Origin of the sequence: Gordonia cholesterolivorans (genome assembly GCF_039531975.1) — a bacterium.
GTDB classification, from domain to species: domain Bacteria; phylum Actinomycetota; class Actinomycetes; order Mycobacteriales; family Mycobacteriaceae; genus Gordonia; species Gordonia sihwensis.
This window is the reverse complement of record NZ_BAAARB010000004.1, coordinates 154,053-178,224: the sequence shown is the minus strand read 5'-3', so window position 1 is coordinate 178,224 and position 24,172 is coordinate 154,053. Positions and strand designations below refer to the sequence as shown.

Genomic DNA, 24,172 nt, shown 5'->3' with positions numbered 1-24,172 from the left:
CATGCCCCCGATCGCGCGATCACGACCGCTGCTCGGCCTTCGCCGCCCGATACTGCTCCGCGGCGCGCCGCATCATCTCGCGCGCCCGCGAGCGGTCGCCCGCGTAGTCGTAGGCGCGAGCGATGCGATAGGTGCTCACCCAGTCGGACGGGTCGGCCTCCCATTCCACCTTGACCTGCTCGAAAAGTTCCAGGGCGGCGTCCTTCTCGATCCGCCCCGAGGGCCGCCGGGGCAGGTCGTCCACGTCGAGGTCGCGCCCCAGATCCTGCGCGGCCGCCACCATCCGCTGATGCTCGATCCCCGACCGCAGCGTCGACACCACCATCCAGACGCCGAGCAGCGGCAGCACGATCACACCGACGCCGAGCCCGATGCCGACGACACCGCCGTCGGAGATCAGGCCGATCGCGGTCCGGCTCAGCAGGACGAAGTACACGCAGAGCGCGACCACCAGGAAGGCGATGAGCGCGACGATCGGCCGGGCGTCGGCCTTCTTCTTCGCAGCCACCGACGACTACAGATCCATGAAGGTCTCGAGCCCCACCGTGAGCCCGGGACGGTCGACGATCTCGCGGACACCCAGCAGCACCCCGGGAACGAAGGAGTTCCGGTCGATGGAGTCGTGACGGATGGTGAGGGTCTCACCCTGGGTGCCGAAGAGCACCTCCTGGTGCGCGACCAGACCGGCCAGACGCACCGAATGCACGCGGACCCCGTCGACGTCGGCGCCGCGGGCACCCTCGAGTCCGGTCGACGTCGCGTCCGGACTCGCGCCGAGCCCGGCTTCCGCGCGCGCCGTCGCGATGAGCTGCGCGGTGCGCCCGGCGGTGCCGGACGGCGCGTCGGCCTTGTGCGGGTGGTGCAGTTCGATCACCTCCGCCGACTCGAAGAACCGCGCGGCCTGCTGCGCGAAGTGCATCGAGAGCACCGCACCGATCGCGAAGTTCGGAGCGATGAGCACGCCGACGCCGGGGTTCTGCTCCACCCAGCCGCGGACGGTGTCGAGCCGCTCGGCGGTGAAGCCGGTGGTGCCGACGACGGCGTGGATGCCGTTCTCGATGAGGAACTCGAGGTTGTCCATCACGACGTCCGGGTGCGTGAAATCGACGACGACGCGGGTCTGCGAGTCGACGAAAGCCGAGAGCGGATCGCCCTTGTCGACGCCCACGGTGAACACGGTCTCCGCCGACGCCTCGACGCCTTCGACGATCGCCTTGCCGACCTTGCCGTTACTGCCCAGCACACCCACGCGGATGCCGTTGCCCATGAGGGACCCTTTCGTCTCGTGAATCCACCCCAGTCTAGAAGGCGCCCGAACGCACCGCTCCGGCCGCTCGAGCCGTAACGTGCGCCAATCCCGAGCCATCTGTTGATCGTTCGATCAACAGCGGGCTAGGGTCACACCCGATCTGCGCTGAAGCACCAGTCACACGAGGAGTCCCATGAGTTCCGTCTCACGCCGAACCTTCCTGCAAGCCGCGGCCGTAGGGGCCACCGCGGCGACGGCGCTCGGCGCCGCATCGTTCGGCGAGACGGGACCGGCCTCCGCCGCGTCGGGTTATCTCGTCGGCGCGGGCAAGGGTGACATGACGGGAGCGATCGCCGGTCAGGGCATGATGGGCTACTCCGACATGGAACAGGTGGCGAAGGGACTGCTGCAGCGCACCTGGGCGCGGGCGTACATCATCGCCGACGCGGCCACCGGCAAGCGCGTCCTGTTCATCACCGCCGACATCGCGTGCGTCTTCGTCTCACACCATCAGACTTTGCTCGCCGAACTCGCGAAGCGGTACGGCACCACGTACACCGCGCAGAACGTCAACATCAACGCGACGCACAACCACAACTCCTGCGGCGGCACCGCATGGGATTACGCCTACGTCCTCGCCGCCAGGGGCCATCGGCACAATTCTTTCCGTGCCGAGATCGACGGGCTGCTCGACGCCGTCGCGGCCGCGCACGCCTCGCTGGGGCCGGGGACCATCGAACTCGGGCACGCCGAACTCCACGACGCGAGCGCGAACCGGTCGATGCCGGCGTTCGAGCTCAATCCCGCCGCCGACCGCAAGCACTTCCCCGACGCCATCGACCCGCAGGTGACGGCCATCCGCCTGCGCCGCGGCGGAGCCGTCATCGGCGAGATCACCTGGTTCGCCACGCACGGCACTTCGCTCACCGACGCGAACTTCCTGATCAGTGCCGACAACAAGGGCTATGCCGCATACCTGGCCGAACAGCGCGACCCGAACGTCGTGAGCGCCCACGCGCAGACCAACGCGGGCGACATGAGCCCCAACCTGTGGCTGCGCAAGATGCATCCGGGCGGTCCGACCGCCGATCACCGGGCCAATCGCATCATCATCGGGCGCCGCCAGGATCAGGCCGCGCAGGCGGCCTTCCGTGCGGCGCGCCCGATGACCGCCGGCGGTGTCGACTCCGCCACCCGGTACGTCGACATGGCGAACGTCTCGATCGACGGCCGCTACACACCGCACGGCAAGGCGGCTCGCACCTCACCCGCCATGATGGGCGCCGCTGCGGCGGCCACCAGCCAGGAGGACAACACCCGCAGCCAACTGGGATTCCTCAACGAGGGCGTGCGGAACGAGTTCGCGATGGCGCTCGGCGCCGGTACGGCCCCGACGCCCGATCCGTGGATCGTCGACAACCAGGCGCCGAAGGCGATTCTGTTCCCGCTCGGCATCCTCCCGCCGCGGCCGTGGATCGAACAGACTCTTCCGGTGCAGTTGATCCGGATCGGCGACCTCGTGCTCGCCGCATTGCCGAGCGAGTCGACGATCGTCGCCGGCCTCCGAATCCGCCGGATCGTCGCCGACGCCCTCAAGGTCCCGCTGGAGAACGTCCTGCTGCAGGGCTACTCGAACGGCTACAGCCAGTACACCGTGACGCCGGAGGAGTACGTGGCCCAGCAGTACGAGGGCGGCGAGACGATGTTCGGCCGATGGACGCTGTGCGCCTACATGCAGGAGTTCGACGCCATGGCGCGGGCGATGGCCCGCGGAACCCGGCTGGCCGCCGGGCGCCGTCCGGCCGACACCTCGGGCCTGCAGCCGGATCTGCTGGGCTCACAGCCCGCCGACACCCCGATACCCGGCCGCCGGTTCGGCCAGGTGATCTCGAAGGTGCCCGCCGCGGCGAAGCCCGGCACCACGCTCCGGGTGGCCTTCTGCGGCGCCTACCCGAGCAACCGGATCCGTCGTGGCGGATCGACCACCGGGTACTTCGCCGTCGAGAAGCTCACCGCCCGCGGCTGGACCGTCGCCTACGACGACGATCACGAGACCACCGAGATGACGTGGGAACGTCCCGGCGGCAGCCCGTCGGCGTCGAAGGTGACCGTCACGTGGCGTGTGCCGCGGGGCGCGGAGGGCGACTACCGGGTGCGGTACTACGGCGATGTGAAGAGCGCCTCGGGAGCGCTCCGCCCGATCAGCGGCGCGACCGGCCGCATCAAAGTCGGCTGAGACAGCACGCGGATCCGTCGGCTCGCGGGCGAAGTCAGCTCTGAGCGAGATACAGCAGGATCGCGCGCACCCGGCGGTTGTCGGTCTCCGGGGGCAGGTCGAGTTTGAGGAAGATGTTGGCGACGTGTTTGGCGACCGCGGCGTCCGAGACCACCAGGGCGGCCGCGATCTCCGAGTTGCTCGCACCCCGCGCCATCAGTGCCAGCACCTGGGACTCCCGCGGGGAGAGCCGGTCGAGCGCGGCGGTGGCGAACAGCGCCGAGACGACCTCCGGGTCGACCACCACGCCGCCCGCGCACACCGTCTCGACCGCCCGGAGGAAGTCGGCGATCCGCCCCACACGCTCCTTGAGCAGGTAGCCGACCCGACCCCCGCCTTCGGTTCCGAGCAGTCGCCGCGCATAGGCCGCCGCCACGTACTGGGACAGGACCAGCACCGGCAGGTCGGGCCGGCGGCGACGCAGATCGAGCGCCGCCCGCAGGCCGTCGTCCCCGTGACCGGGCGGCATCCGTACGTCCGTGATCAGCAGGTCGATCGAATCCACGTCGATCTCGCGCAGCGCCGGGGCATCGGCGACGGTGCCGACCACCTGGTGCCCGGCGCCCTCGAGAATCCGCACGAGACCTTCGGTCAGCAGCACCGAGTCCTCCGCCACCACGATTCGCACGCTCACGCCTGTCAGTGTGGCCGACGGCCCGCCGGGCACGCCGACGGGGTCACCCGCGGACCGACCCGGACCAGCGAAGGACGGTCGGCCCGCCGACCGGGCTGACGACGGTGAGACTCGCCCCCGATCGTCGCCGCCCGTTCCACCAGGCCCGCCAGCCCGCGTCCGGCTGCGGGCACCGCTCCCCCGCAGCCGTCGTCGGTCACGGTCATGCTGACGACGCCCGCCGCCTCGGCGAACTCGATCGTCACCGTCGACGCGCCGCCGTGCTTGGCCGCGTTCGTCACCGCTTCGCTGGCGGTGTAGAACAGTGCGCGCTCGGTCTCTCCCGGGAGCCGCCGGCCGGGTATCCATCCCGGACCCCGGATCACCCGGACCAGGACCGGTCCGCCGAGTTCGGCGCAGGCCGCCTCCACTCCGTGGTCGTCGAGCACCCGTGGATTGACGCCGCGCACCGTGTCGCGCAGTTCGGCCAGCGCCCGCTCCACACGCGCCTGAGCGGTCTCGATATGGGCCCGCGTGGCCGGATCGTCACTGTCCTGCGCGATCTCGCCGAGGTGCATCACCGCACCGACGAGGTGCTGCTGCGGACCGTCGTGCAGATCGCGCTCGATCCGTCGGCGCTCGGCCTCGAACGATCCGACGAGCGTTCCTCGCGACGACCGCAGGTCGGCCACCTGCGCCGCCAGTTCCTCTTCTCGCGGACCGAGCAGCCCGGCCGCGATGGACGCCACGATCGCGGCCGCCGCGCCGAACAGATACAGGGTGAGGATGAACAACGGCAGCGCGACCGGAACCACGCGCCAGGCCTCCTGCGGCGTCTCCAGCTGCCACGGCCCGATCGACATCTGACCGCCGGCCGCGACGACCAGCGGCGCCGCAGCGAATCCGCCGGTCAGCACGCAGGCGATCAGCAGACCGAGCGTCGCCAACGGAGCGAAGGCCGCCAGCGCCAGCGAGTACACCACCTCACGCCAGGTGACCGGCTCGGCGAGTCGGGCTCGCGCGCGGGCGCCGAACGATCCGGTCACCGCCGGATGCGGGTCGGCGATGGCCGCCATCCGGAGCATCCGGACCCGCTGCCGCTCGATGCGGCCCAAGAGGATCGACCAGGCGGGAGCGAACGGGAGCAGCACGATCACCACGTACGCCATGAACACCGTCCAGCCCAGTGCCAGCGAGATGATCGTGTACGCCACCGCGCGCCACGGGTAGGAGGAGAAGAGGAAGCGCAGCGGCGATCCCGAGAGCATTCGCCAGGGTGAGAGCCGATAGGCGTCGTCTGATGTCATGGCAAGAACGCTATCGATCGCCGTCGGTCCAGGGCACGGGAGCGGCCGCGAGTCTTCGGGGTAGTGCCCGCACTACCCCCACTCCGGCGCGGACCGGATGCCTACCGCGACGAGCTCGGCCCGGGACGCATGACACGTCCCGGGCCGAGCTCGTCTAGATCGAACAGGTGCGGTCGCCGTCAGGCGTCGACCGCGACCTCGTCCTTCGCGGCTTCGGCCGCATCGGCGCCGTCGCGCACCGGAACGAGGCTGATCTTGCCGCGCTCGTCGATGTCGGCGATCTCGACCTGCAGCTTGTCGCCGACCTTGACCACGTCCTCGACCTTGCCGATCCGCTTGCCGTTGCCCAGCTTGCTGATGTGGACCAGTCCGTCGCGGCCGGGGAGCAGGGAGACGAAGGCGCCGAAGGCGGCCGTCTTGACGACGGTGCCCAGGAAGCGCTCGCCGACCTTCGGCAGCTGCGGGTTGGCGATGGCGTTGACCTTGTCGATCGCCGCCTGCGCGGACGGGCCGTCTGCGGCGCCGATGAACACGGTGCCGTCGTCCTCGATCGAGATATTGGCGCCGGTCTCCTCGGTGATGCCGTTGATCGTCTTGCCCTTCGGGCCGATCAGCTCACCGATCTTGTCCATCGGGATCTTGATGGTGGTGATGCGCGGCGCGTACGGGCTCATCTCGTCCGGCTCGTCGATGGCCTCGGCCAGCACGTCGAGAATGGTGAGACGGGCCTGCTTGGCCTGGCTCAGCGCACCGGCCAGGACCTTGGAGGGGATGCCGTCGAGCTTCGTGTCGAGCTGCAGAGCCGTCACGAAGTCCTTGGTGCCCGCGACCTTGAAGTCCATGTCGCCGAACGCGTCCTCGGCTCCGAGGATGTCGGTCAGGGCGACGTAGCGGGTCTCGGTCTTGCCGTCGATGGTGACCTCGTCGGAGACGAGGCCCATCGCGATGCCTGCGACCGGCGCCTTCAGCGGAACGCCCGCGTTCAGCAGCGAGATGGTCGACGCACACACCGAGCCCATCGAGGTGGAGCCGTTGGAGCCGAGGGCCTCGGAGACCTGACGGATCGCGTACGGGAACTCCTCCACGCTCGGGAGCACCGGCACCAGGGCCCGCTCGGCGAGCGCACCGTGACCGATCTCACGGCGCTTGGGCGAACCCACGCGGCCGGTCTCACCGGTCGAGTACGGCGGGAAGTTGTAGTGGTGCATGTACCGCTTGCTGGTCTCGGGGCCGAGCGAATCGATCTGCTGGGCCATCTTGACCATGTCCAGGGTGGTGATGCCCATGATCTGGGTCTCGCCACGCTCGAACAGCGCGCTGCCGTGTGCGCGCGGAACGACGCCGATCTCGGCGGACAACGCACGGATGTCGGTGATGCCGCGACCGTCGATGCGGAAGTGATCGGTGAGGATGCGCTGACGCACGAGTTTCTTGGTCAGCGACCGGTAGGCTGCGCCGAGCTCGCTCTCGCGGCCCTCGAAGCGCTCGCCGAGCGCCTCGAGCACGTCGCCCTTGAGTGCGTCGGTCGCGTTGTCGCGCTCCTGCTTGTCGGCGATCGCCATCGCCTCGCCGAGGCGGGTGGTGGCGAACTCGGCGACCGCCTCGTAAGCGTCGTCCTGGTAGGCCGGGAACAGCGGGAACTCGCGGGTCTCCTTCGCGGCGGCCGCGGCGAGCTGCTTCTGCGCCTCGCACAGGGTGGCGATGAACGGCTTGGCGGCCTCGAGGCCCTCGGCGACGACGGCCTCACTCGGCGCCTGGGCGCCGTCGGCGATCAGCGCGAGGACGTTGTCGGTGGCCTCGGCCTCGACCATCATGATCGCGACGTCGCCGCCGTCGATCAGGCGTCCCGCGACGACCATGTCGAAGACCGCGCCCTCGAGCTGCTCGACGGTGGGGAATGCGACCCACTGGCCGGCCTTGTTCTGCTCGGTCGGGATCAGCGCGACGCGCACGGCGCCCACCGGACCGGAGAACGGCAGACCCGAGATCTGCGTGGATGCGGACGCCGCGTTGATCGCGACCACGTCGTAGAGGTCCTTGGGGTCGAGCGACAGGACGGTCTCGACGATCTGGATCTCGTTGCGCAGGCCGTCGACGAACGACGGACGCAGCGGACGGTCGATGAGGCGGCAGGTGAGGATCGCGTCGGTCGACGGGCGGCCCTCGCGGCGGAAGAACGAGCCGGGGATGCGACCCGCGGCGTACATGCGCTCCTCGACGTCGACCGTGAGCGGGAAGAAGTCGAAGTGCTCCTTCGGCGACTTGGACGCGGTGGTCGTCGAGAGGATCATCGTGCCCTCGTCGAGGTACGCGGTCACCGAACCCGCGGCCTGCAGAGCCAGGCGGCCGGTCTCGAAGCGGATCGTGCGCTTGCCGAACGTTCCGTTGTCGATGACGGCGGAGACTTCGGTGATCGAATCATCGAAGTCGGCGTTGACGTCAGTCAAGAGTGTTTACCTTTCGTGGCAGCCGCGACGACACCACGACGGCGCCTGCGGCCTGTATTCAGCGGTCGGTTCGCGCAAGGCGCGGCGAACCGACAGACGATGGGCGCGAGTCTCGCGCCGGAAGTGGACGGCGCACCTGCGCCGTGAGCAGACGGCCTTCGATCGAAGCGGCCGGAATCGCTTGGGGATTCCGGCGGCCACTACCGAGGACCGATCCGACGATCACTACCGAACTGCCGCCAAGCGGCCTTCGTCCGCTACCAGCCTAACATTCTCCCTGCTGGGACGGCGGCTGTCGTCTGCGGCGACCGTCGGGCGTGTCCGCGGCGTCCTCGCCGACGAATCCCGATGCCGCCGTGCCCGACAGACAGCTGTGGCCGCCGTTCCGCGTGGGAACGACGGCCACAGAAGCAATCAGGGGGCGTCAGCGACGCAGACCCAGGCGCTCGATCAGCGAGCGGTAGCGGTTGATGTCGACGCTCGCGACGTACTTGAGCAGGCGGCGACGGCGACCGACGAGCAGCAGCAGACCACGACGGCTGTGGTGGTCGTGCTTGTGGAACTTGAGGTGCTCGGTCAGATCCGTGATGCGCTTGGTCAGCAGTGCGACCTGCGCCTCCGGCGAACCGGTGTCGGTCTCGTGCAGACCGTACTCGCTGAGGATGGCCTTCTTCTCTTCGGCGGTCAGAGCCATGAGAGATCTCCTTGATTTTCAGTTCCGTGCTCCAGGCCCTGCAACCAGCAGGGGGTGCGCCGCCACGGACCGCAGCTGACACCGGCGGCCAAGACTACCAGCGCTCGACCCCCGACCGGAAATCAGCGCCGGCGCATGGAGCGCTCGGGCGGGTCACTCCGCCCGCAGCAGGGTGCGCGTGCGCTCGACGTCGTTGTTCATCTCCGCGATCAGTGCGTCGACGCTGTCGAAGGGCTCCATGCCGCGCAGCCGTGCGACGAAGTCGACCGCCACATGCTGACCGTAGAGGTCGGCCTCCACATCCAGCACGTAGGCCTCCACCGTGCGGACTCTGCCGGAGAAGGTCGGGTTGGTGCCCACCGAGACCGCGGCCGGGTACCGCCGGCCGATGGTGACCCCGTCGGGCTGCGTGGCGCTGTCGAGCACGGTGAACCATGCCGCGTACACGCCGTCGCCGGGGATCGCGGTGTGCTCGGGCGGCGCGACGTTGGCGGTCGGGAAACCCAGGTCGCGGCCCCGGCGTTCGCCGTGCACCACGACGCCTTCCACACGATGCGGCCGGCCGAGCGCCTCGGCGGCCAGTTCCACGTCGCCCGCCGCGATGCACGACCGGATGTAGGTGGACGAGAAGGTCACGGCATGCTCACCGAACAGGGAGATCGCGGTGACCTCGAAGCCGAACCGCTCCCCCAGTTCGCGCAGTTTGGGAACGTCGCCGAGCGCCTTGTGGCCGAAGGTGAAGTTGTCGCCGACCACCACCTCGGCCGCGTGCAGTTCCTCGACGAGGACCGAGTGCACGAAATCCTCCGGCGACTGGGCCGCGAGGGTCGCGGAGAACGGGATCACGCAGAACACGTCGATCCCCATCTCCTCGGCGAGATCGGCACGCCGCCGCAGCGTCGACAACTGCGGCGGGTAAGCACCCGACCGCACCACCGACGACGGGTGCGGGTCGAAGGTCATCAGCACCGAGGGCACACCGCGCTCGGCCGCCGCCTTCGTGGCGGCGGCGACCAACTGCGCGTGCCCGCGATGGATTCCGTCGAACACGCCGATCGTGACCACGCATCGGCCCCAGCCCGCAGGGATGTCGTCCAAACCTCGCCAACGCAACACACGCTAAGCCTACGACTCGCCAGCAGCCGCTGCGCGTTCGGTGGGTAAGGTCGTACGCATGCCCGACTCTCGCCCGGTGAACGAACTCACCTCGGTAACCCAGGACTATCTGAAAGTGATCTGGACCTCGCAGGAGTGGTCGGACACGAAGGTCACCACGAAGTTGCTGGCCGAGAAGCTCGGCGTCTCACCGTCCACCGCGTCGGAGGGCATTCGGAAACTGGCCGATCAAGGTCTCGTGGACCATGCGCCCTACGGCGCGGTGACCCTGACCGAGACGGGGCGGGTGGCCGCCGTCGGCATGGTCCGGCGGCACCGCCTGCTCGAGACCTTCCTCGTCCGAGAGCTCGGCTATCGCTGGGACGAGGTGCACGCCGAGGCCGAGATCCTCGAACACGCGGTCTCGGAGCAGTTGCTGGCGCACATCGACGCCAAGCTGGGCCACCCGAAGCGCGACCCGCACGGCGACCCGATCCCGGCGTCCGACGGCACCGTGCCCGAGGCCGGCGCCGTGCAGCTGGCCGACCTCGACGTGGACCAGACCGGGGTCATCACCCGCATCTCCGACTCGGATCCGGAGATGCTGCGGTACTTCGAGGAGATCGGCGTCAATCTCGACTGCCGGGTGCGGGTCACCGAGAAGCGCTCGTTCGCCGGCACCATCACCGTCTGCGTCGACGATTCGGACCCGATCCATCTCGGTGACATCGCCGCCCGCGCGATTTTCGTCGACGGCTGAGATGCCGGCGCGCAGCGCCGCGGCCTATCGAGACCTGCACCACGTTCACACTCGAATCTCGATACGCTCGCTCACTACGTTCGCCGGCTACTCGATGAGCCTGCCAGAAACCCCCTCCCGACAGGCTCCTCGAGTAGCCCCGGCGCGCAGCGCCGCGGCCTATCGAGACCTGCACTACGTTCACACTCGAGTCTCGATGCGCTCGCTACTCGATGAGCCTGCATGAACCCCCTCCCGACAGGCTCCTCGAGTAGCCCCGGCGCGCAGCGCCGCGGCCTATCGAGACCTGCACCACGTTCAGACTCGAGTCTCGATGCGCTCGCTACTCGATGAGCCTGCCAGAAACCCCCTCCCGACAGGCTCCTCGAGCAGCCCCGGCGCGCAGCGCCGCGGCCTATCGAGACCTGCACCACGTTCAGACTCGAGTCCCGATGCGCTCGCTACTCGATGAGCCTGCCTGCCCCCTCTGGCGGACCTGACCAGACCTTCGGCCGCCCTCAGCGCAGCGTCGCCGGTCGCACGACCATCACCGAACTCGCCCGCTTGCCCTTCTCCTGCACGAGAGCGATGGCCTGCCCGCGCGGATCGACCACCGTGTAGATACCCTTCATGCCCACCGGCTCCAGCCAGCGGCCCTGGCTGATCGACTCGGCCTCGTCGTCGGAGATCGCGCGATGCGGGAAGCACAACTTGGCCGCGTCGTCGATGCCGAGACTCAAACCGGGATTCTCGTCGACATCGGCCATCGTTCGCGAGTGCTCCAGGGTGAACGGCCCGACGGCGGTGCGTCGCAGCGCCGTCAGGTGCCCGCCGACGCCGAGCGCGGCACCGAGATCCCTTGCCAGAGAACGGATATAAGTGCCCGACGAGCAGTCGACCTCGACGTCGAGGTCGATGAACTCGCCGTCCCGGCGAGTATCGAGCACGTCGAAACGGTCGACGGTGACCGGCCGCGCCTGCAGTTCGAACTCGGCCCCGGTGCGGACGAGCGCGTGGGCGCGACGACCGTCGACCTTGATCGCGCTGACCTTGGCGGGCACCTGCTCGATGTCGCCGGTGAGCGACGCGACGACCGCCGCGATCTCCTCGTCGCGGACCCCCGAGGCGTCCCGCGATTCGATGACCTCGCCCTCGGCGTCGTCGGTCGACGTCGACTGCCCCAGCCGGATGGTCGCAGCGTACGACTTGGTGGTCAGCGAGAGCAGCCCGAGCAACTTGGTCGCGCGTTCGATGCCGATGACGAGAACCCCGGTCGCCATCGGGTCGAGGGTGCCCGCATGTCCGACGCGGCGGGTGTTGAACGCCTTGCGGCACTTGGCCACCACGTCGTGGCTGGTGATGCCGGCGGCCTTGTCTACGACGAGGAGTCCGGCGTTCTCGATGGAGGCGTCTGCCATGTCAGGTGAGTGCAATCGTGGTGAGGATCAAACCGCGGGAGATCTGCCAGCGGCCGGGCAGCGTCAGCAGCGGCGGTCCGCCGTCGATCACCGCTCCGTCGATCAGGATGGTCGAGGTGAAAGTACCCGCAGGCGCGCCCGCGGTGCCAATCGAGTCGTCTCGCTCGAACGTGATGTGCGCGTCCTCGAAACCCAGCCACCGCTCGGTGAGCGGAAACCAGGCCTTGTAGGTGGCTTCCTTGGCGCAGAACAGGAGCCGGTCCCAGTGCAGGTCGTGGTCCCGGTCGGCGAGGACCTCGCGTTCGGCCTCGATGCTGGTGTGGTCGAGGACGCCGTCGGGCAGGGCCTGATGCGGTTCGGCATCGATACCCAGCGAGCGAACCTGCATCGAATATGCCGCGACGGCCGCACGGTAGCCGTCGCAGTGCGTCAGGCTGCCGACCACCTGACGGGGCCACAGCGGCATCCCGCGTTCACCGCGCAGGATCGGCACCGGCGCGACTCCCAACTGCCCCAGCGCCTGCCGTGCGCAGTGCCGGGCGGTGGTGAACTCCCGGCGGCGCTTCTCCACGGCCTTGGCGATCAACGCCTCCTCGGCGGGAAGCACGGTGAGCCCGTCGGGGTCGCCGAACGACTCGGCGGTCCCGACTCCCGCGGGCATGAGGTCGTCGATCATCGACCGTCCTTCCTGTTCTTCTCGGCCCTGTCCTTCTCTGCTTCAGCACGGCGCGCGCGGGTGCGCTCCACTCGCGCCCGGAACTCGGCGGCACGCTCCCGGTAGTCCGGCGGCAGGTCGAACCGGGCGCCGAACTCGTTGAGATCGGCCGGATGCAGTCCCTCGTCCGGTGCGATCTTCCGCAGCAGCGGCGACGGCAACCCGCGTCTGCTCCACTCACGCGGATATCCCACCGACACCTCCTCGAAGCGCACGTCGTCGTACCACGTGGTCCTCGGGATGTGCAGATGCCCGTATACGCAGCAGGCCGCGTTGAATCGGGTGTGCCAGTCCGCGGTGAGCTCCGAGCCGCACCAGAGCGCGAACTCGGGATACATCAGCGCATCGCACGGTTCCCGCCGCAGCGGCCAATGGTTGATCAGCACGGTCTTCTCGGCGGGGTCGAGCGCCTCCAGTCGCGACCGCGTGGCCTCGATCCGGGCGCGCCCCCAGGCGTCGCGCGTGCCGAACGGTTCGGGCGAGAGGAGGAATTCGTCTGTGGCGACGACGTTCGCCTCGCGTGCGACGGCGAGCGCCTGCAGCGCCGTCGAGGTGCCCTCCGGCCGGAACGTGTAGTCGTAGAGCAGGAACATCGGCACCACCCGGACCGGCGGTGTCCCGTCCCCGGGATCGAACAGCGGATACCGGTCCTCGGGAGTCACTACGCCGAGATCACGGCAGGCCTGCACGAGGTAGTCGTACCGTGCGACGCCGAACACCTGGAGCGGGTCCTTGGCCGTGGTGTACAGCTCATGGTTCCCGGGCACCCACACCACCGTGCGGAATCTGTTCTTGAGCCGGCGGAGGGTGTCGATGATGTCGTCGGTGCGCTCGGCGACGTCGCCCGCGACGATCAGCCAGTCCCCCGGTTCGGCCGGCTTGATCCGATCGAGGATCGCCTCGTTGCCGCGGTGTGAGACGTGCAGGTCGCTGACCGCCCAGAGCGTTGGCATGGGGACCATGGTGCCACGAGCCCGCTCGGCGACGAACCCGGCTTCGGCTCCACACCGGCGACGACGTCCTCGGCGAGAAGGTGGGCGCGGTGATCGCCGAATTCACGGTGCCGCAGTTCGTCTCCGTGATCACCGCTGAGCGGTCACCGGGAGTGGCACGCTTGGGGCGTGGCGGCGTCGACCTGCACCGATCCGGTAGTAGCGTCGACGACATGACCGCATCAGTCCCCGTTCCGCCGCCGACGGTCGAGCTCACTCCGGCGCCGACACTGCGCAACTTTCCCGATCGGGACCGCTACGAGCTCTGGTCGGGTGATGAACTCGTCGGAGTGGAGGGCTACGAACGCCGCGACGAGCACACCCTCGTCCTGCTCCACACCGTCGTCACCGAGAAGTACGGCCGGGCGGGCTTCGCTCGGTTGCTCGTCGCCTCGGTGCTCGACGAACTCTCCGCGCAGGGCACGAAGATCGTCCCGGTGTGCACGTACGTGCAGTCGTTCCTCGAGCGTTTCCCGCAGTATCAGCCGGTCGTCGCCGAGCAGTGATCCGGCTGCGATGAATCTGCGCCCGGTGCGGGCACAGATTCATCGCGGTGAGGTCATACCCGCGCGTTGAGCATCTCGAGCACTTCGTCCACGACCTCTCCCGGCCGATCCGTCAGGTCGTGCCAGGTGTACACCTTCTTGCGCCACCCGGCGGCGTCGAGCGCGTTGTATTTCGCCCGGTCCGCCTGGAACCGGTCATGCTGGTAGTGGAAGGCCAGTCCGTCGATCTCGATCGCGACGCGGAGATCGGGCCAGCCGAAGTCGATACGCCACCGTCCGAATCGGAGCTGCTGCACCCACCCGGTGACGCCCGCCTCTCGAAGCAGACGTACGAAGAGCCGTTCGGCCTCTGACTCCGAGTCCTGCGAGGCGATGCGCACGAGCCGGCGTGCCTCACCTATCCCGCGACTGCCCGCGTAGCGCTCGACGACGGCCTCGAGTTCGGTGACTGTGACGACACCGCGCTGCAGCGCCCGGTCGAGGAATCGACCACCGTCCGGCATCGCTGCCGCGCCGAACACCACCGTCGCCGGCGGCGTGGTCACGCGGAGCCCGCGGACCGTGGTCAGGTCCGCATCGTCGTAGTGCCGACGAGTGAGGCCCAGCGGGCCGAGCGACCACCGGTCGGCGGTGGTCGTGTTGGCTGTCGCGACGGTCAACGGATACGCCAGGGCATCGAGCATTCCGTGCCACCAAGCCGCCGTGGTGCGGTCAGCCACGCCATGGTGCGCGGCCACCGCTGCGCGGACCAACAGGCTCTCAGTCAGCGGATGCGAACTCGATCGATAGATTCCGCGGACGAGCGCGCACCACTCCCGCCGGTCCAGTCGGCCGCGGATCTCCTTGCGGGAGAGACCGGCCCGGAGTGCCTGCGCCGAGGTGATGAGTCCATCCTGTTCAGCGATCAACGCGGCCAGCGCGCCCGAGTCCCCCATGTCCTATTGGACGCAGCGGCACGCTCCTCGGTTCCACCGACACGACTACTTCACCCACGCGCCGCTGCGCACCCGCCACACCACCGCGGCGAGTCGAGTGCACATGAACGCGAGCAGTCCGCTCCAGATTCCCGCCAGCCCCCAGTCGAAGGCCCACGACAGCCAGATCAGCGGCAGGAACGCGCCGAGCGCGCCCGCGAGAGTCGCCGTCCGGAGGAATGAGGCGTCGCCGCTGCCCAGCAGCACACCGTCGAGCGCGAACACCGCGCCAGCGATCGGCAGCATCGCGACGAAGAACCACCACGGCGTGCGCATCGCGTCAAGGATCGCCGCATCGTCGGTGAAGATCCGCGGAATCACCGCGACCCCGGCCGCCAGCACGGCGGCGAGAAGAACCGAGATCCCCACCGACACGGCGGTGGCCCGCGTCGCCGCACGCCGGGCCACCCGGAACGCACCCGCGCCCAGCGCCGCGCCCACGAGTTGCTGAGCCGCGATCGCCAGCGAGTCGAGCAGCAGCGAGCTGAACTCCCACAGCTGCAGTACCACCTGATGCGCGGCCACCTGCGCGACGCCGAAGCGCGCGGCCACAGCCGCCGCGGAGATGAAGCACACCTGAAACGACAGGCTCCGCAGCACCAGATCGCGGGCCATCGTCAGCTGGGCGCGGATCACCGGCCAGTCGGGGCGCAGCCGGCCACGACTCTCGCCGATCAGCCGGACCGCGAAGGCGATCCCCGTCAGCGACTGCCCCACGAGATTCGCCCAGGCGCTGCCCTGCAGGCCGAGTCGCGGGAGTCCGCCGACCCCGTGCACCAGACCGACGCAGAGCACGGCGGCCACGGCCAGTCCCGCGACCACGAAATACACCGGCCGCCGGGTGTCCTGCACTCCGCGCATCCAACCGTTGCCGGCCATCGCCAGAAGGATCAGCGGCACGCCGAACACGGCGATGCGCAACCAGGACGCCGCTTCGGCCGCGACCTGGTGGTCGGGCACCAGCGCGCCGGTGACCGCGGGCGCCAGGAGCCACGCGACGACGACGATCGCCGCCCCCACGCCCACCGCGATCCAGCTCGCCTGCACTCCCTCGTCGACGGCCCGGCGTCGATCACCCGCACCGAAGGCGCGCGCCGACCGCGCGGTGGTTCCATAGGAGAGGAAGGTCAGCTGAGTGCTGATGACCGACAGGACCAGCGTCGCCACGGTCAGGGCCGCGAGTTCGGTCGCGCCGAGGCGGCCGACCACGGCCAGATCGAGCATCAGGTACAGCGGCGGCGCGATGAGCACCACCAGTGCCGACCCGGCGAGTCTCAGCACTCTCGACGCCGCCGATCACCTGCGCAGGGCGGCGAGCAGATGCCCGACGACCTCTGCCGCGTCTCCGGTGTCGCTGTACCCGGCCGCACGCACGTGGCCGCCACCGCCGAGCGACCTCGCGATCGGCACCACGTCGACGTCGGTCTTGCTCCGCAGCGACACGGTCCATTCGCCCGCCCGCACCTCTTTGAAGACGGCTGCCACCTCGGCCTCCCGCGCAGTGCGCACGACGTCGATGACGCTCTCCGACTCGTCCCAGTTCATATCCGACATCTGATCGGCGTTCACGACCGCGTACACCAGTCCGCGCCCGTCCAGTGCGCCTTCATCGAGCACGGAATCGGCGAGCACCTCCGAGAGCATCTGCAGCCACGAGTACGGGTGGGCGTCGAGGAGGAGACGGCTCCACCGCGGACCGTCGACACCGGCCTCGAGGAGTCGTGCCGCCACACCGAACGACGCGGGCCGCGCCCATTTGAACGAGCCCGTATCAGTCACCAGGCCCGCGTACAGGCAGGTCGCGATGTCCGCGGTGAGGCTCGCGCCGAGCCGGTCGATCACCCGGAGCACGATCGACGCCGTGCAATCGGACTGCGGGTCCACCAGATCCAGATCCGCGAATCCCGGATTGGAGACGTGGTGGTCGATGCAGACGGTGGTGCTTCCGGAGGTGAAGACCTGCTCCAGCCCGCCGAGACGTTCGACGGTGGCCGCGTCGACCGCCACCGTCACATCGGCGACGGGCAGCCCCGCCTCGTCCACGAGCAGGTCTACTCCCGGCAGTTCGCGCAGCGGACCGGGCAGCGCCTCGGGACCGGAGAACGCGCAGTGCACGCGTTTCCCCAGCCCCGTGAGCGCCAGCCCGAGTCCCAGTGCACTGCCGATGGTGTCGGCGTCCGGACGGACGTGGCTGATGATCGACACCGAATCGGCGCCGAGCAGCGTGGCAGCCACGGAGTCGCTCGAAGCGGGATTCACCCGAGCGCGCCCCCGGATTCGTCCGACGCGGACTCTTCCTCGTCGTGCCGATACGGGTCGACGTCGCCCGCCGGCCGCGCATTGCGAGCGGCGCGGGCCACCGACTCGTCCCGGGCGCGTGCGCGGGCGAGGAGCTCGTCCATCGCACGCGTCGCGTCCGGCACCGTGTCGAGTTCGAACCGCAGAGTGGGGGTGAACCGGACTCCGGTGCCGGCGCCGACCTTCGACCGGAGCACGCCGGTCGCGGCGGCCAGACCGGCCGCCGCTTCCGCCACGTTCGGCTCGGCATCCACCGAGTCGCCCAGCACCGTGTAGAACACGGTGGCGTCGTGCAGATCGCCGGTGACCCGGCAATCGGTGATCGTCACATGAGCCAGGCGCGGGTCCTTGATCTCCCCACCGATCGCCGAGGCGACGATGGTGGTGATCCGTTTGGCGAGCCGAGCGGCCCGTGCAGGATCTGCCATGACCTAGTCCCGTGCCTTCTCGACCATCTCGAAGGCCTCGATCACGTCGCCGACCTTGATGTCGCCGTAGGTCAGCGTCAGACCGCATTCGTAGCCTTCGCGGACCTCGGTCGCGTCGTCCTTCTCACGCTTGAGCGAGCTGATCGTGAGGTTGTCGGCGACCACCGCGTTGTCGCGCAGCAGGCGTGCCTTGGCATTGCGCCGCATGATGCCCGACTGCACGAGGCAACCGGCGATGTTGCCGACCTTGGACGACTTGAAGATCGCACGGATCTCCGCCCGGCCCAGCTCGGACTCCTCGTAGATCGGCTTGAGCATGCCCTTGAGCGCGGCCTCGATCTCCTCGATCGCCTTGTAGATGACCGAGTAGTACCGGATCTCCACGCCCTCGCGGTTGGCCAGCTCGGTGGCCTTGCCCTCCGCGCGGACATTGAATCCGATGATGATCGCATCCGACGCCGCGGCCAGGTTGACGTTGGTCTCGGTGATGCCACCGACACCGCGGTCGATGACCCGCAGCGAGACCTCGTCGTCGATCTCGATCTGAAGGAGCGCCTCTTCGAGCGCCTCGACGGTACCCGAGTTGTCGCCCTTCAGGATCAGGTTGAGCTGGCTGGTCTCCTTGAGCGCCGAATCCAGATCCTCGAGGCTGATCCGCTTGCGGCTGCGTGCCGCCAGCGCATTGCGCTTGCGCGCATTGCGGCGGTCGGCGATCTGCCGGGCGATGCGGTCTTCTTCCACCACCAGGAGGTTGTCGCCCGCACCCGGAACCGAAGTGAAGCCGATCACCTGCACCGGACGCGACGGCAGCGCCTCTTCGACGTCGTCGCCGTGCTCGTCGACCATCCGACGGACGCGGCCGTATGCGTCGCCGGCGACGATCGAGTCGCCGACGCGCAGGGTGCCGCGCTGGATGAGGACGGTCGCGACCGGGCCGCGGCCGCGGTCGAGGTGCGCCTCGATGGCGACACCCTGAGCGTCCATGTCCGGGTTCGCCCGCAGATCGAGCGAGGCGTCGGCGGTCAGCAGGACCGCCTCCAGCAGCTGGTCGATGTTCAGCCCCTGCTTGGCCGAGATGTCGACGAACATGGTGTCGCCGCCGTACTCCTCGGGAACCAGGCCGTACTCGGTCAGCTGTCCGCGGATCTTGGCCGGGTCCGCGCCCTCCTTGTCGATCTTGTTGACCGCCACGACGATCGGCACGTCGGCCGCCTGCGCGTGGTTGACGGCTTCCACCGTCTGCGGCATGACACCGTCGTCGGCCGCCACCACGAGGATCGCGATGTCGGTGGCCTTCGCACCGCGGGCACGCATGGCGGTGAACGCCTCGTGACCCGGGGTGTCGATGAAGGTGATCAACCGGTCCTCGTCGTTCAGGTGAGTGTTCACCTGGTACGCGCCGATGTGCTGCGTGATGCCGCCGGCCTCGCCCGCGCCGACGTTCTCCTTGCGGATGGTGTCGAGCAGTCGGGTCTTGCCGTGGTCGACGTGACCCATGACGGTGACCACCGGCGGACGCTGCGCGAGGTCCTCTTCGCCGCCCTCGTCTTCGCCGTAGGTCAGGTCGAAGCTCTCCAGGAGCTCACGATCCTCGTCCTCCGGGCTCACGACCTGGACGACGTAGTTCATCTCGCCGCCGAGCAACTCCAGCGTCTCGTCGTTGACCGACTCGGTCGCGGTGACCATCTCGCCGAGGTTGAACAGCGCCTGGACCAGCGAAGCCGGGTTGGCGTTGATCTTGTCCGCGAAGTCCGAGAGCGAGGCGCCGCGAGCGAGGCGGATGACCTCGCCGTTGCCGTGAGGCAACCGGACGCCGCCGACCTCGGGTGCGCGCATCGAGTCGTACTCTTGCCGCTTCTGACGCTTCGACTTGCGTCCCTTGCGGGGTGCGCCGCCGGGGCGACCGAACGCTCCCGCGGTTCCGCCGCGGCCACGACCGCCGCCACCGCCGCCGGGACGACCGCGGAAGCCGCCGCCCGGAGCCGCACCGCCACCGCCGCCGTTACGGAAGCCACCGCCGCCGCCGGGACCACCGCTGCGGCCGCCTGGGCCACCGCGGCCACCGGGCCGAGCGTCGGGACGCGCCGCACGCTGCGGCATCGCTCCCGGGCTGGGACGCGAAGGCATGTTGCCCGGCGTGGGGCGTGCGCCGCCCTGACCGCCGGGACGAGGGCCGCCGGCACCCGGGCGTGCGCCCTGACCGCCACCCGGACGGGGACCGCCCTGACCGGCGCCGGGACGCGGACCGCCCTGACCGGGTCGACCGCCCGGACGCGGACCCGCCGCACCCGGACGCGGACCCATCGGACGCGGCGCGGGCGCCGGGGCCGAGGAATACGGATTGTTGCCCACTCGGGGCTGCCGGGGACCGGGGCGCGGACCCGGACGGGGACCCGGCGTCGCCGGTGCCTGACCCGACTGCGCCGCCGGTGCCGAGGGCTTGCCGGCCGGCTCGGTAGACTCGGCCGCCGGTGCGGCCGGAGCCTGCGGTGCCGGAGCCGCCTTCGGTGCGGGCTTGGGGCCCGGCTTGGGGCCGCCCGCCGCCGGCTGAGCCGGGGCGGATGCTCGTGCCGCCGGGGCCGCCTCGGCGGCCGGAGCGGAGTTCGCCGCTGCCGGCTTGGGTGCCGGACCGGGCTTGGGACCCGGCTTGGCGCCGGATGCCTTGGCCGCCGGCTTCGCCGAAGCGGAACCGGAGCCGGATTCGAAAGACTCACGCAGTCGACGGGCCACCGGGGCCTCGACAGTCGACGATGCGGATTTGACGAACTCGCCCTGCTCCTTGAGCCGCTCCAGCACTGCTTTGCTGGGTACGCCCAATTCCTTGGCCAGTTCGTGAACGCGGGCCTTGCCTGCCACTGCTCTCCTCACTTGGAGGTCGAGCGGGCTGCCCGCAACGACCTCGGTTTATTCAGTAAACGTGCTCATCGTGGAGACTTCACGGTGTGCTCATGTCTTCTGCTACCTGTCCTGACTCCCTGCGGAGCCCTCACTGTTGATGATCCCGCCGATGTGCTCGGCCAGATCCTCTGGTCTCACGGCGACGCCGCGATCCCGTAGCGCCGTGCCGAAGGCGTTGCGCCGCACCGCAAGCGAGAGACATCTCTCATCGCGGTGCAGCCAGGCGCCTCGTCCCGGCAGTCTCCCCCGTTCGTCGATCGCCACCTGCGATGCGCTGTCCGCGCCTCGCACAGCCACCAGCCTGACCAGGTGTGAAGCTTGATCACGCCGGCGACAGCCGATACAGGTACGCACCGGAGATGTCGACGTTCGAAGGGCCACAGGTCAGTCTAGCGTATCGGAGGACTCGACGGCGCCACCGTCGGCGTCGCGGGGACCGCCGTCGCCCGCATCCGACCGGATGTCGATCCGCCACCCGGTGAGCCGGGCCGCCAGCCGGGCGTTCTGCCCCTCCTTGCCGATCGCCAGCGACAACTGGTAGTCGGGCACGATGACGCGCGCGGCCTTGGTCTCCTTGTCGATCACGGTGACCGAGACCACCTTGGCCGGCGACAGCGCGTTGCCGACGAAGACCGCCGGATCCGCGGCGTAATCGATGATGTCGATCTTCTCGCCGGACAGTTCGCTCATCACGTTGCGCACCCGCTGTCCCATCGGACCGATGCACGCGCCCTTGGCGTTCAGTCCGGCCACGCCGGTGTGGACCGCGATCTTGGAACGGTGACCGGCCTCGCGGGCCACGGCGACGATCTCGACCGACCCGTCCGCGATCTCGGGTACCTCGAGCGAGAACAGCTTGCGGACCAGGTTGGGATGCGTGCGCGAGAGCGTGATCTGAGGTCCGCGGGCCCCGCGCGCCACCCCGACGACGTAGCACTTGATCCGCTCGCCGTGCTTGTAGCTCTCACCGGGCACCTGCTCCGCGGGCGGGATCACGCCCTCGGTGGCGTTGGAGTCGGTGCCGATCTGCACGATCACCATGCCTCGCGCATTCGCCTTGGCGTCGGCCTGCACGATGCCGCCGACCACTTCGCCCTCGTGGGCGACCAGTTCGCCGTACGTCTTCTCGTTCTCGGCGTCGCGCAGACGCTGCAGGATCACCTGGCGCGCAGTGGTCGCGGCGATGCGGCCGAATCCCTCCGGCGTGTCGTCCCACTCGTGGACCACGGTGCGGTTCTCGTCGAGTTCCTGAGCCATCACGCGGACCTGACCCGATTTGCGGTCGATGTCGATGCGGGCGTTCGGTGCGAACCCGTCGGTGTGCCGGTAGGCGGTGAGCAGAGCTGTCTCGATCGCCGAGAGCACGGTCTCGGTCGGCACGCCCTTGTCGGCCTCGATCAAACGCAGCGCGCTGATGTCTATGTGCATGGTGGCGACTCCTATTCGCTTTTCGGATTGAGTTGTCGGCGGGTGAAGTGAATGTCGTTGGCGGGCGTCACGATTCGCGACGACGCGCGATCTCGTCGTCGTCCAGGCCGCAGGCACGCAGGGCCGCTTCGCCGGGCCTGCCGAAGTCGACCTCGACCACCGCGCGCGCGATATCGGCCAGCTCGACCTCGAAGGAGCGGATCCGGCTCTTGTCGACTGTCACCAGGGTGACGCGGCCCTCGTCGCTGGGGCCCACCCGGGCTTCGACGGTGCGGTCCACACCCTCGTCGGTGTACTCGACGCGGACCTTGCGTCCCTGATTGCGGCGCCAGTGGCGCGGCAGCGTCAGCGGCCGGCCGATCCCCGGCGTCGTGACTTCGAGGTCGTACGGGGACTCGCCGAGCAGGTCGGACTCGTCGAACACCGCCTCCAGGCTCCGGCTGAGCTCGGCGACCGCGTCGAGCGACACTCCGCCGTCACGATCGACGACGATCCGGATCTCGCGGCGTCCCGGCGGGGTCAGCACCGCGACCTCCTCCAGATCGAATCCGAGCCGATCGAGGGTCGAAGCCACCAGGTCGCTGATGCCGCCGGTCAGAGCCTCCGCAGTCATCGTGCGCGTCCTCCTGGGTTTCGGTATCGGGAACCGCTGCCGCGGTTCCCGTCGGCCGCCGGGCCGGGCTTCGAGTGTAGTCGACTCGTCCGACTGGCAGAATCGTCCACCGTGACACGAGTGCCGATCCAGGATCCCCCCGCCCCCGAGCCTCCGAAAGCCGGTCGCCCCGCCACGGGGGTGCCGCGCCGCAGTGTGCTCCGCGGCGGCGTCCTCGCCGGTGCCGCCGCAGTCGCGGGATGGTCGCTGACCGCATGCGATACCGGGCCGACGCAGCGACAGCTCGACGCCGAGACGCTGCTCCCGCACGCCCAGGCGGCGCTGCGGCAGCAGCGGGCGGCCACCGCGCTCGCGCCGCGGAACACCGCGTACACCGAGGCCCTGCGGACCGTCGCCGATCAGCGCGGCGCGCACCTGAAGGCGCTGCGCGACGAGATCAGCCGGCTGCACTCCTCGACTGCCGACCGGATCGACTCGCCACCGGCCGCGCCCACGGCGTCAGTGGCGGCCCTCGGCGTCTCGATCGAACGGTCGGCCACCAGCGCAGCGGATGCGTGCGTGGGTCTGTCCGGCTTCAGCGCCGGGCTCCTCGGCTCGATCAGCGCCTCCTGCCAGACCCTCGCGAAAGTGCAACTCGCATGAGCCAGAACGCCGCTCTCGACACCGCCGCGGACGCGGAGAACACCGCCGTCTTCACCTACGGCGTGCTCACCGCCTTCACCACCGGAGAGGTGCGCGACACCGTCGCGGAGTACATCGCCGCGCACCGGGTGCGACGCGACCAGCTGAACGAGGCACTGCTCGCCGCCGGGCAGCCCGAGCGCACCCCGGCGGCCGGATACCTGCTGCCCGTCGACGTGACGGACCAGGCCACCGCCGCGAAGGCCGCGCTGGCCGCCGAGAACGACTGCGCGAAGGCCTACCGGGCGCTGTTGGAGCAGGCCGATTCGCAGGCGGTGCGCCGGACCGCCGTCGACGGGCTCACCGACTGCGCCCTGCGATCCTCGTACTGGCGCTCGATCGCGGGCGAGAAACCGCTGACGGTGGCCTTTCCCGGTCAGTAGGACCGGAGAGGGCGCCTGGCCCGCGTCACCCGCCTAGGGTCGTCACCATGGCGACAGCGCGCATCGGTTCGATCACCCTCGACTGCGACGATCCCGTCGAGCTCGCCCGCTTCTGGTCGGCGATGCTCGACGGGACCGTGACGCACACGTCCACGAGATATGCCTGTGTGCGGGCCGGCTCCATCGTGATCACCGCGCTTCGGGTGCCCGACCACCGGCCTCCGGAATGGCCCGGCGGTGCGGTGCCGAAGCAGATCCATCTCGACCTGGTGGTCGCCGATCTCGACGAGGGTGCGGCCGAGGCGGTCCGCCTCGGCGCACGGCTGTCGCCACAGCAGGCCGCGCCGGACCTGTGCCGAGTTCTCTTCGACCCCGCCGGGCATCCGTTCTGCGTCTGCCTCGACCGCGCGCCGTTCTAG

24 protein-coding genes are annotated in these 24,172 nt (G+C 69.5%); 6 read left to right on the top strand and 18 right to left on the bottom strand.

Annotation, left to right across the window (positions count from 1 at the left end):
- Positions 1–19: 19 nt before the first annotated feature.
- Together ABFX36_RS05590 and dapB are read right to left on the bottom strand one after the other, a co-directional pair.
- Positions 20–508 (bottom strand): hypothetical protein, encoded by a 489-nt coding sequence (locus ABFX36_RS05590; protein ID WP_045538527.1) that lies wholly within the window; start codon positions 506–508, stop codon positions 20–22.
- 6 nt (positions 509–514) lie between these two features.
- On the bottom strand, positions 515–1,267 hold the full coding sequence (gene dapB, locus ABFX36_RS05585) for a 4-hydroxy-tetrahydrodipicolinate reductase (RefSeq protein ID WP_006896232.1): 753 nt from the start codon (positions 1,265–1,267) through the stop codon (positions 515–517).
- A gap of 175 nt (positions 1,268–1,442) precedes the next feature.
- On the opposite strand from dapB, the gene ABFX36_RS05580 reads away from it, so the two are divergent.
- Positions 1,443–3,485: a neutral/alkaline non-lysosomal ceramidase N-terminal domain-containing protein gene (locus ABFX36_RS05580; protein ID WP_346075314.1), complete on the top strand. Its 2,043-nt coding sequence runs from the start codon at positions 1,443–1,445 to the stop codon at positions 3,483–3,485.
- Between the two features lie 34 nt (positions 3,486–3,519).
- Here ABFX36_RS05580 and ABFX36_RS05575 read toward each other — a convergent pair whose 3' ends face one another.
- The 5 genes from ABFX36_RS05575 to ABFX36_RS05555 all read right to left on the bottom strand — a co-directional run bounded on the left by ABFX36_RS05575 (position 3,520) and on the right by ABFX36_RS05555 (position 9,701).
- Positions 3,520–4,158 (bottom strand): response regulator, encoded by a 639-nt coding sequence (locus tag ABFX36_RS05575; protein ID WP_346075312.1) that lies wholly within the window; start codon positions 4,156–4,158, stop codon positions 3,520–3,522.
- Between the two features lie 5 nt (positions 4,159–4,163).
- Positions 4,164–5,444 carry a sensor histidine kinase gene (locus tag ABFX36_RS05570; RefSeq protein ID WP_346075310.1) on the bottom strand — a complete coding sequence of 427 codons (1,281 nt, stop codon included), beginning with the start codon at positions 5,442–5,444 and terminating at the stop codon, positions 4,164–4,166.
- Positions 5,445–5,623: 179 nt separating this feature from the next.
- A complete protein-coding gene (locus ABFX36_RS05565) occupies positions 5,624–7,891 on the bottom strand; it encodes a polyribonucleotide nucleotidyltransferase (RefSeq protein WP_062366823.1) in 2,268 nt (755 codons plus the stop codon).
- Between the two features lie 424 nt (positions 7,892–8,315).
- Entirely contained in the window at positions 8,316–8,585 is a 270-nt protein-coding gene (rpsO, locus tag ABFX36_RS05560; RefSeq protein ID WP_006896227.1) for a 30S ribosomal protein S15, read from the bottom strand.
- 153 nt (positions 8,586–8,738) lie between these two features.
- A complete protein-coding gene (locus tag ABFX36_RS05555; protein ID WP_081598100.1) occupies positions 8,739–9,701 on the bottom strand; it encodes a bifunctional riboflavin kinase/FAD synthetase in 963 nt (320 codons plus the stop codon).
- Between the two features lie 58 nt (positions 9,702–9,759).
- Between ABFX36_RS05555 and ABFX36_RS05550 the strand changes: the two genes are divergently transcribed.
- Positions 9,760–10,440 (top strand): metal-dependent transcriptional regulator, encoded by a 681-nt coding sequence (locus ABFX36_RS05550; RefSeq protein WP_197462915.1) that lies wholly within the window; start codon positions 9,760–9,762, stop codon positions 10,438–10,440.
- 497 nt (positions 10,441–10,937) lie between these two features.
- Here ABFX36_RS05550 and truB read toward each other — a convergent pair whose 3' ends face one another.
- The 3 genes from truB to ABFX36_RS05535 are packed head-to-tail and all read right to left on the bottom strand — an operon-like array spanning position 10,938 to position 13,505.
- A complete protein-coding gene (gene truB, locus ABFX36_RS05545; protein WP_045538520.1) occupies positions 10,938–11,837 on the bottom strand; it encodes a tRNA pseudouridine(55) synthase TruB in 900 nt (299 codons plus the stop codon).
- 1 nt (position 11,838) lies between these two features.
- Positions 11,839–12,513: a 4'-phosphopantetheinyl transferase family protein gene (locus ABFX36_RS05540; protein WP_045538518.1), complete on the bottom strand. Its 675-nt coding sequence runs from the start codon at positions 12,511–12,513 to the stop codon at positions 11,839–11,841.
- On the bottom strand, positions 12,510–13,505 hold the full coding sequence (locus ABFX36_RS05535; protein ID WP_039867345.1) for a metallophosphoesterase family protein: 996 nt from the start codon (positions 13,503–13,505) through the stop codon (positions 12,510–12,512). Before ABFX36_RS05535 ends, ABFX36_RS05540 begins: the two co-directional genes overlap by 4 nt.
- Before the next feature lie 89 nt (positions 13,506–13,594).
- On the opposite strand from ABFX36_RS05535, the gene ABFX36_RS05530 reads away from it, so the two are divergent.
- Positions 13,595–14,050, top strand: a complete 456-nt coding sequence (locus ABFX36_RS05530) for a GNAT family N-acetyltransferase (RefSeq protein WP_331436954.1) — start codon at positions 13,595–13,597, stop codon at positions 14,048–14,050.
- Positions 14,051–14,103: 53 nt separating this feature from the next.
- On the opposite strand, the gene ABFX36_RS05525 is transcribed toward ABFX36_RS05530, so the two are convergent.
- From ABFX36_RS05525 to rimP, 8 genes are all read right to left on the bottom strand, one after another.
- Positions 14,104–14,985: a type IV toxin-antitoxin system AbiEi family antitoxin domain-containing protein gene (locus ABFX36_RS05525; protein WP_006896219.1), complete on the bottom strand. Its 882-nt coding sequence runs from the start codon at positions 14,983–14,985 to the stop codon at positions 14,104–14,106.
- A 45-nt stretch (positions 14,986–15,030) separates the two neighbouring features.
- Entirely contained in the window at positions 15,031–16,305 is a 1,275-nt protein-coding gene (locus ABFX36_RS05520; protein ID WP_062366821.1) for an MATE family efflux transporter, read from the bottom strand.
- A gap of 15 nt (positions 16,306–16,320) precedes the next feature.
- Complete coding sequence (locus ABFX36_RS05515) at positions 16,321–17,283, bottom strand: DHH family phosphoesterase (protein ID WP_006896217.1); 963 nt, start codon at positions 17,281–17,283, stop codon at positions 16,321–16,323.
- Positions 17,280–17,750 carry a 30S ribosome-binding factor RbfA gene (gene rbfA / locus ABFX36_RS05510; protein WP_006896216.1) on the bottom strand — a complete coding sequence of 157 codons (471 nt, stop codon included), beginning with the start codon at positions 17,748–17,750 and terminating at the stop codon, positions 17,280–17,282. Before rbfA ends, ABFX36_RS05515 begins: the two co-directional genes overlap by 4 nt.
- 3 nt (positions 17,751–17,753) lie before the next feature.
- Complete coding sequence (infB, locus tag ABFX36_RS05505) at positions 17,754–20,606, bottom strand: translation initiation factor IF-2 (protein WP_062366819.1); 2,853 nt, start codon at positions 20,604–20,606, stop codon at positions 17,754–17,756.
- A gap of 102 nt (positions 20,607–20,708) precedes the next feature.
- A complete protein-coding gene (locus ABFX36_RS05500) occupies positions 20,709–20,939 on the bottom strand; it encodes a YlxR family protein (protein WP_231650342.1) in 231 nt (76 codons plus the stop codon).
- 93 nt (positions 20,940–21,032) lie between these two features.
- Positions 21,033–22,076: a transcription termination factor NusA gene (nusA, locus tag ABFX36_RS05495; protein WP_006897857.1), complete on the bottom strand. Its 1,044-nt coding sequence runs from the start codon at positions 22,074–22,076 to the stop codon at positions 21,033–21,035.
- A 67-nt stretch (positions 22,077–22,143) separates the two neighbouring features.
- Positions 22,144–22,689, bottom strand: coding sequence for a ribosome maturation factor RimP (rimP, locus tag ABFX36_RS05490; protein ID WP_006897858.1), 546 nt, complete (start codon positions 22,687–22,689; stop codon positions 22,144–22,146).
- Between the two features lie 111 nt (positions 22,690–22,800).
- Between rimP and ABFX36_RS05485 the strand changes: the two genes are divergently transcribed.
- The 3 genes from ABFX36_RS05485 to ABFX36_RS05475 are packed head-to-tail and all read left to right on the top strand — an operon-like array spanning position 22,801 to position 24,172.
- Positions 22,801–23,331 (top strand): hypothetical protein, encoded by a 531-nt coding sequence (locus ABFX36_RS05485; RefSeq protein ID WP_006897859.1) that lies wholly within the window; start codon positions 22,801–22,803, stop codon positions 23,329–23,331.
- Complete coding sequence (locus ABFX36_RS05480; protein WP_006897860.1) at positions 23,328–23,753, top strand: ferritin-like domain-containing protein; 426 nt, start codon at positions 23,328–23,330, stop codon at positions 23,751–23,753. Before ABFX36_RS05485 ends, ABFX36_RS05480 begins: the two co-directional genes overlap by 4 nt.
- Before the next feature lie 47 nt (positions 23,754–23,800).
- The gene (locus tag ABFX36_RS05475; RefSeq protein WP_006897861.1) at positions 23,801–24,172 is read left to right on the top strand and encodes a VOC family protein; all 372 of its coding nucleotides are present in this window, start codon (positions 23,801–23,803) and stop codon (positions 24,170–24,172) included.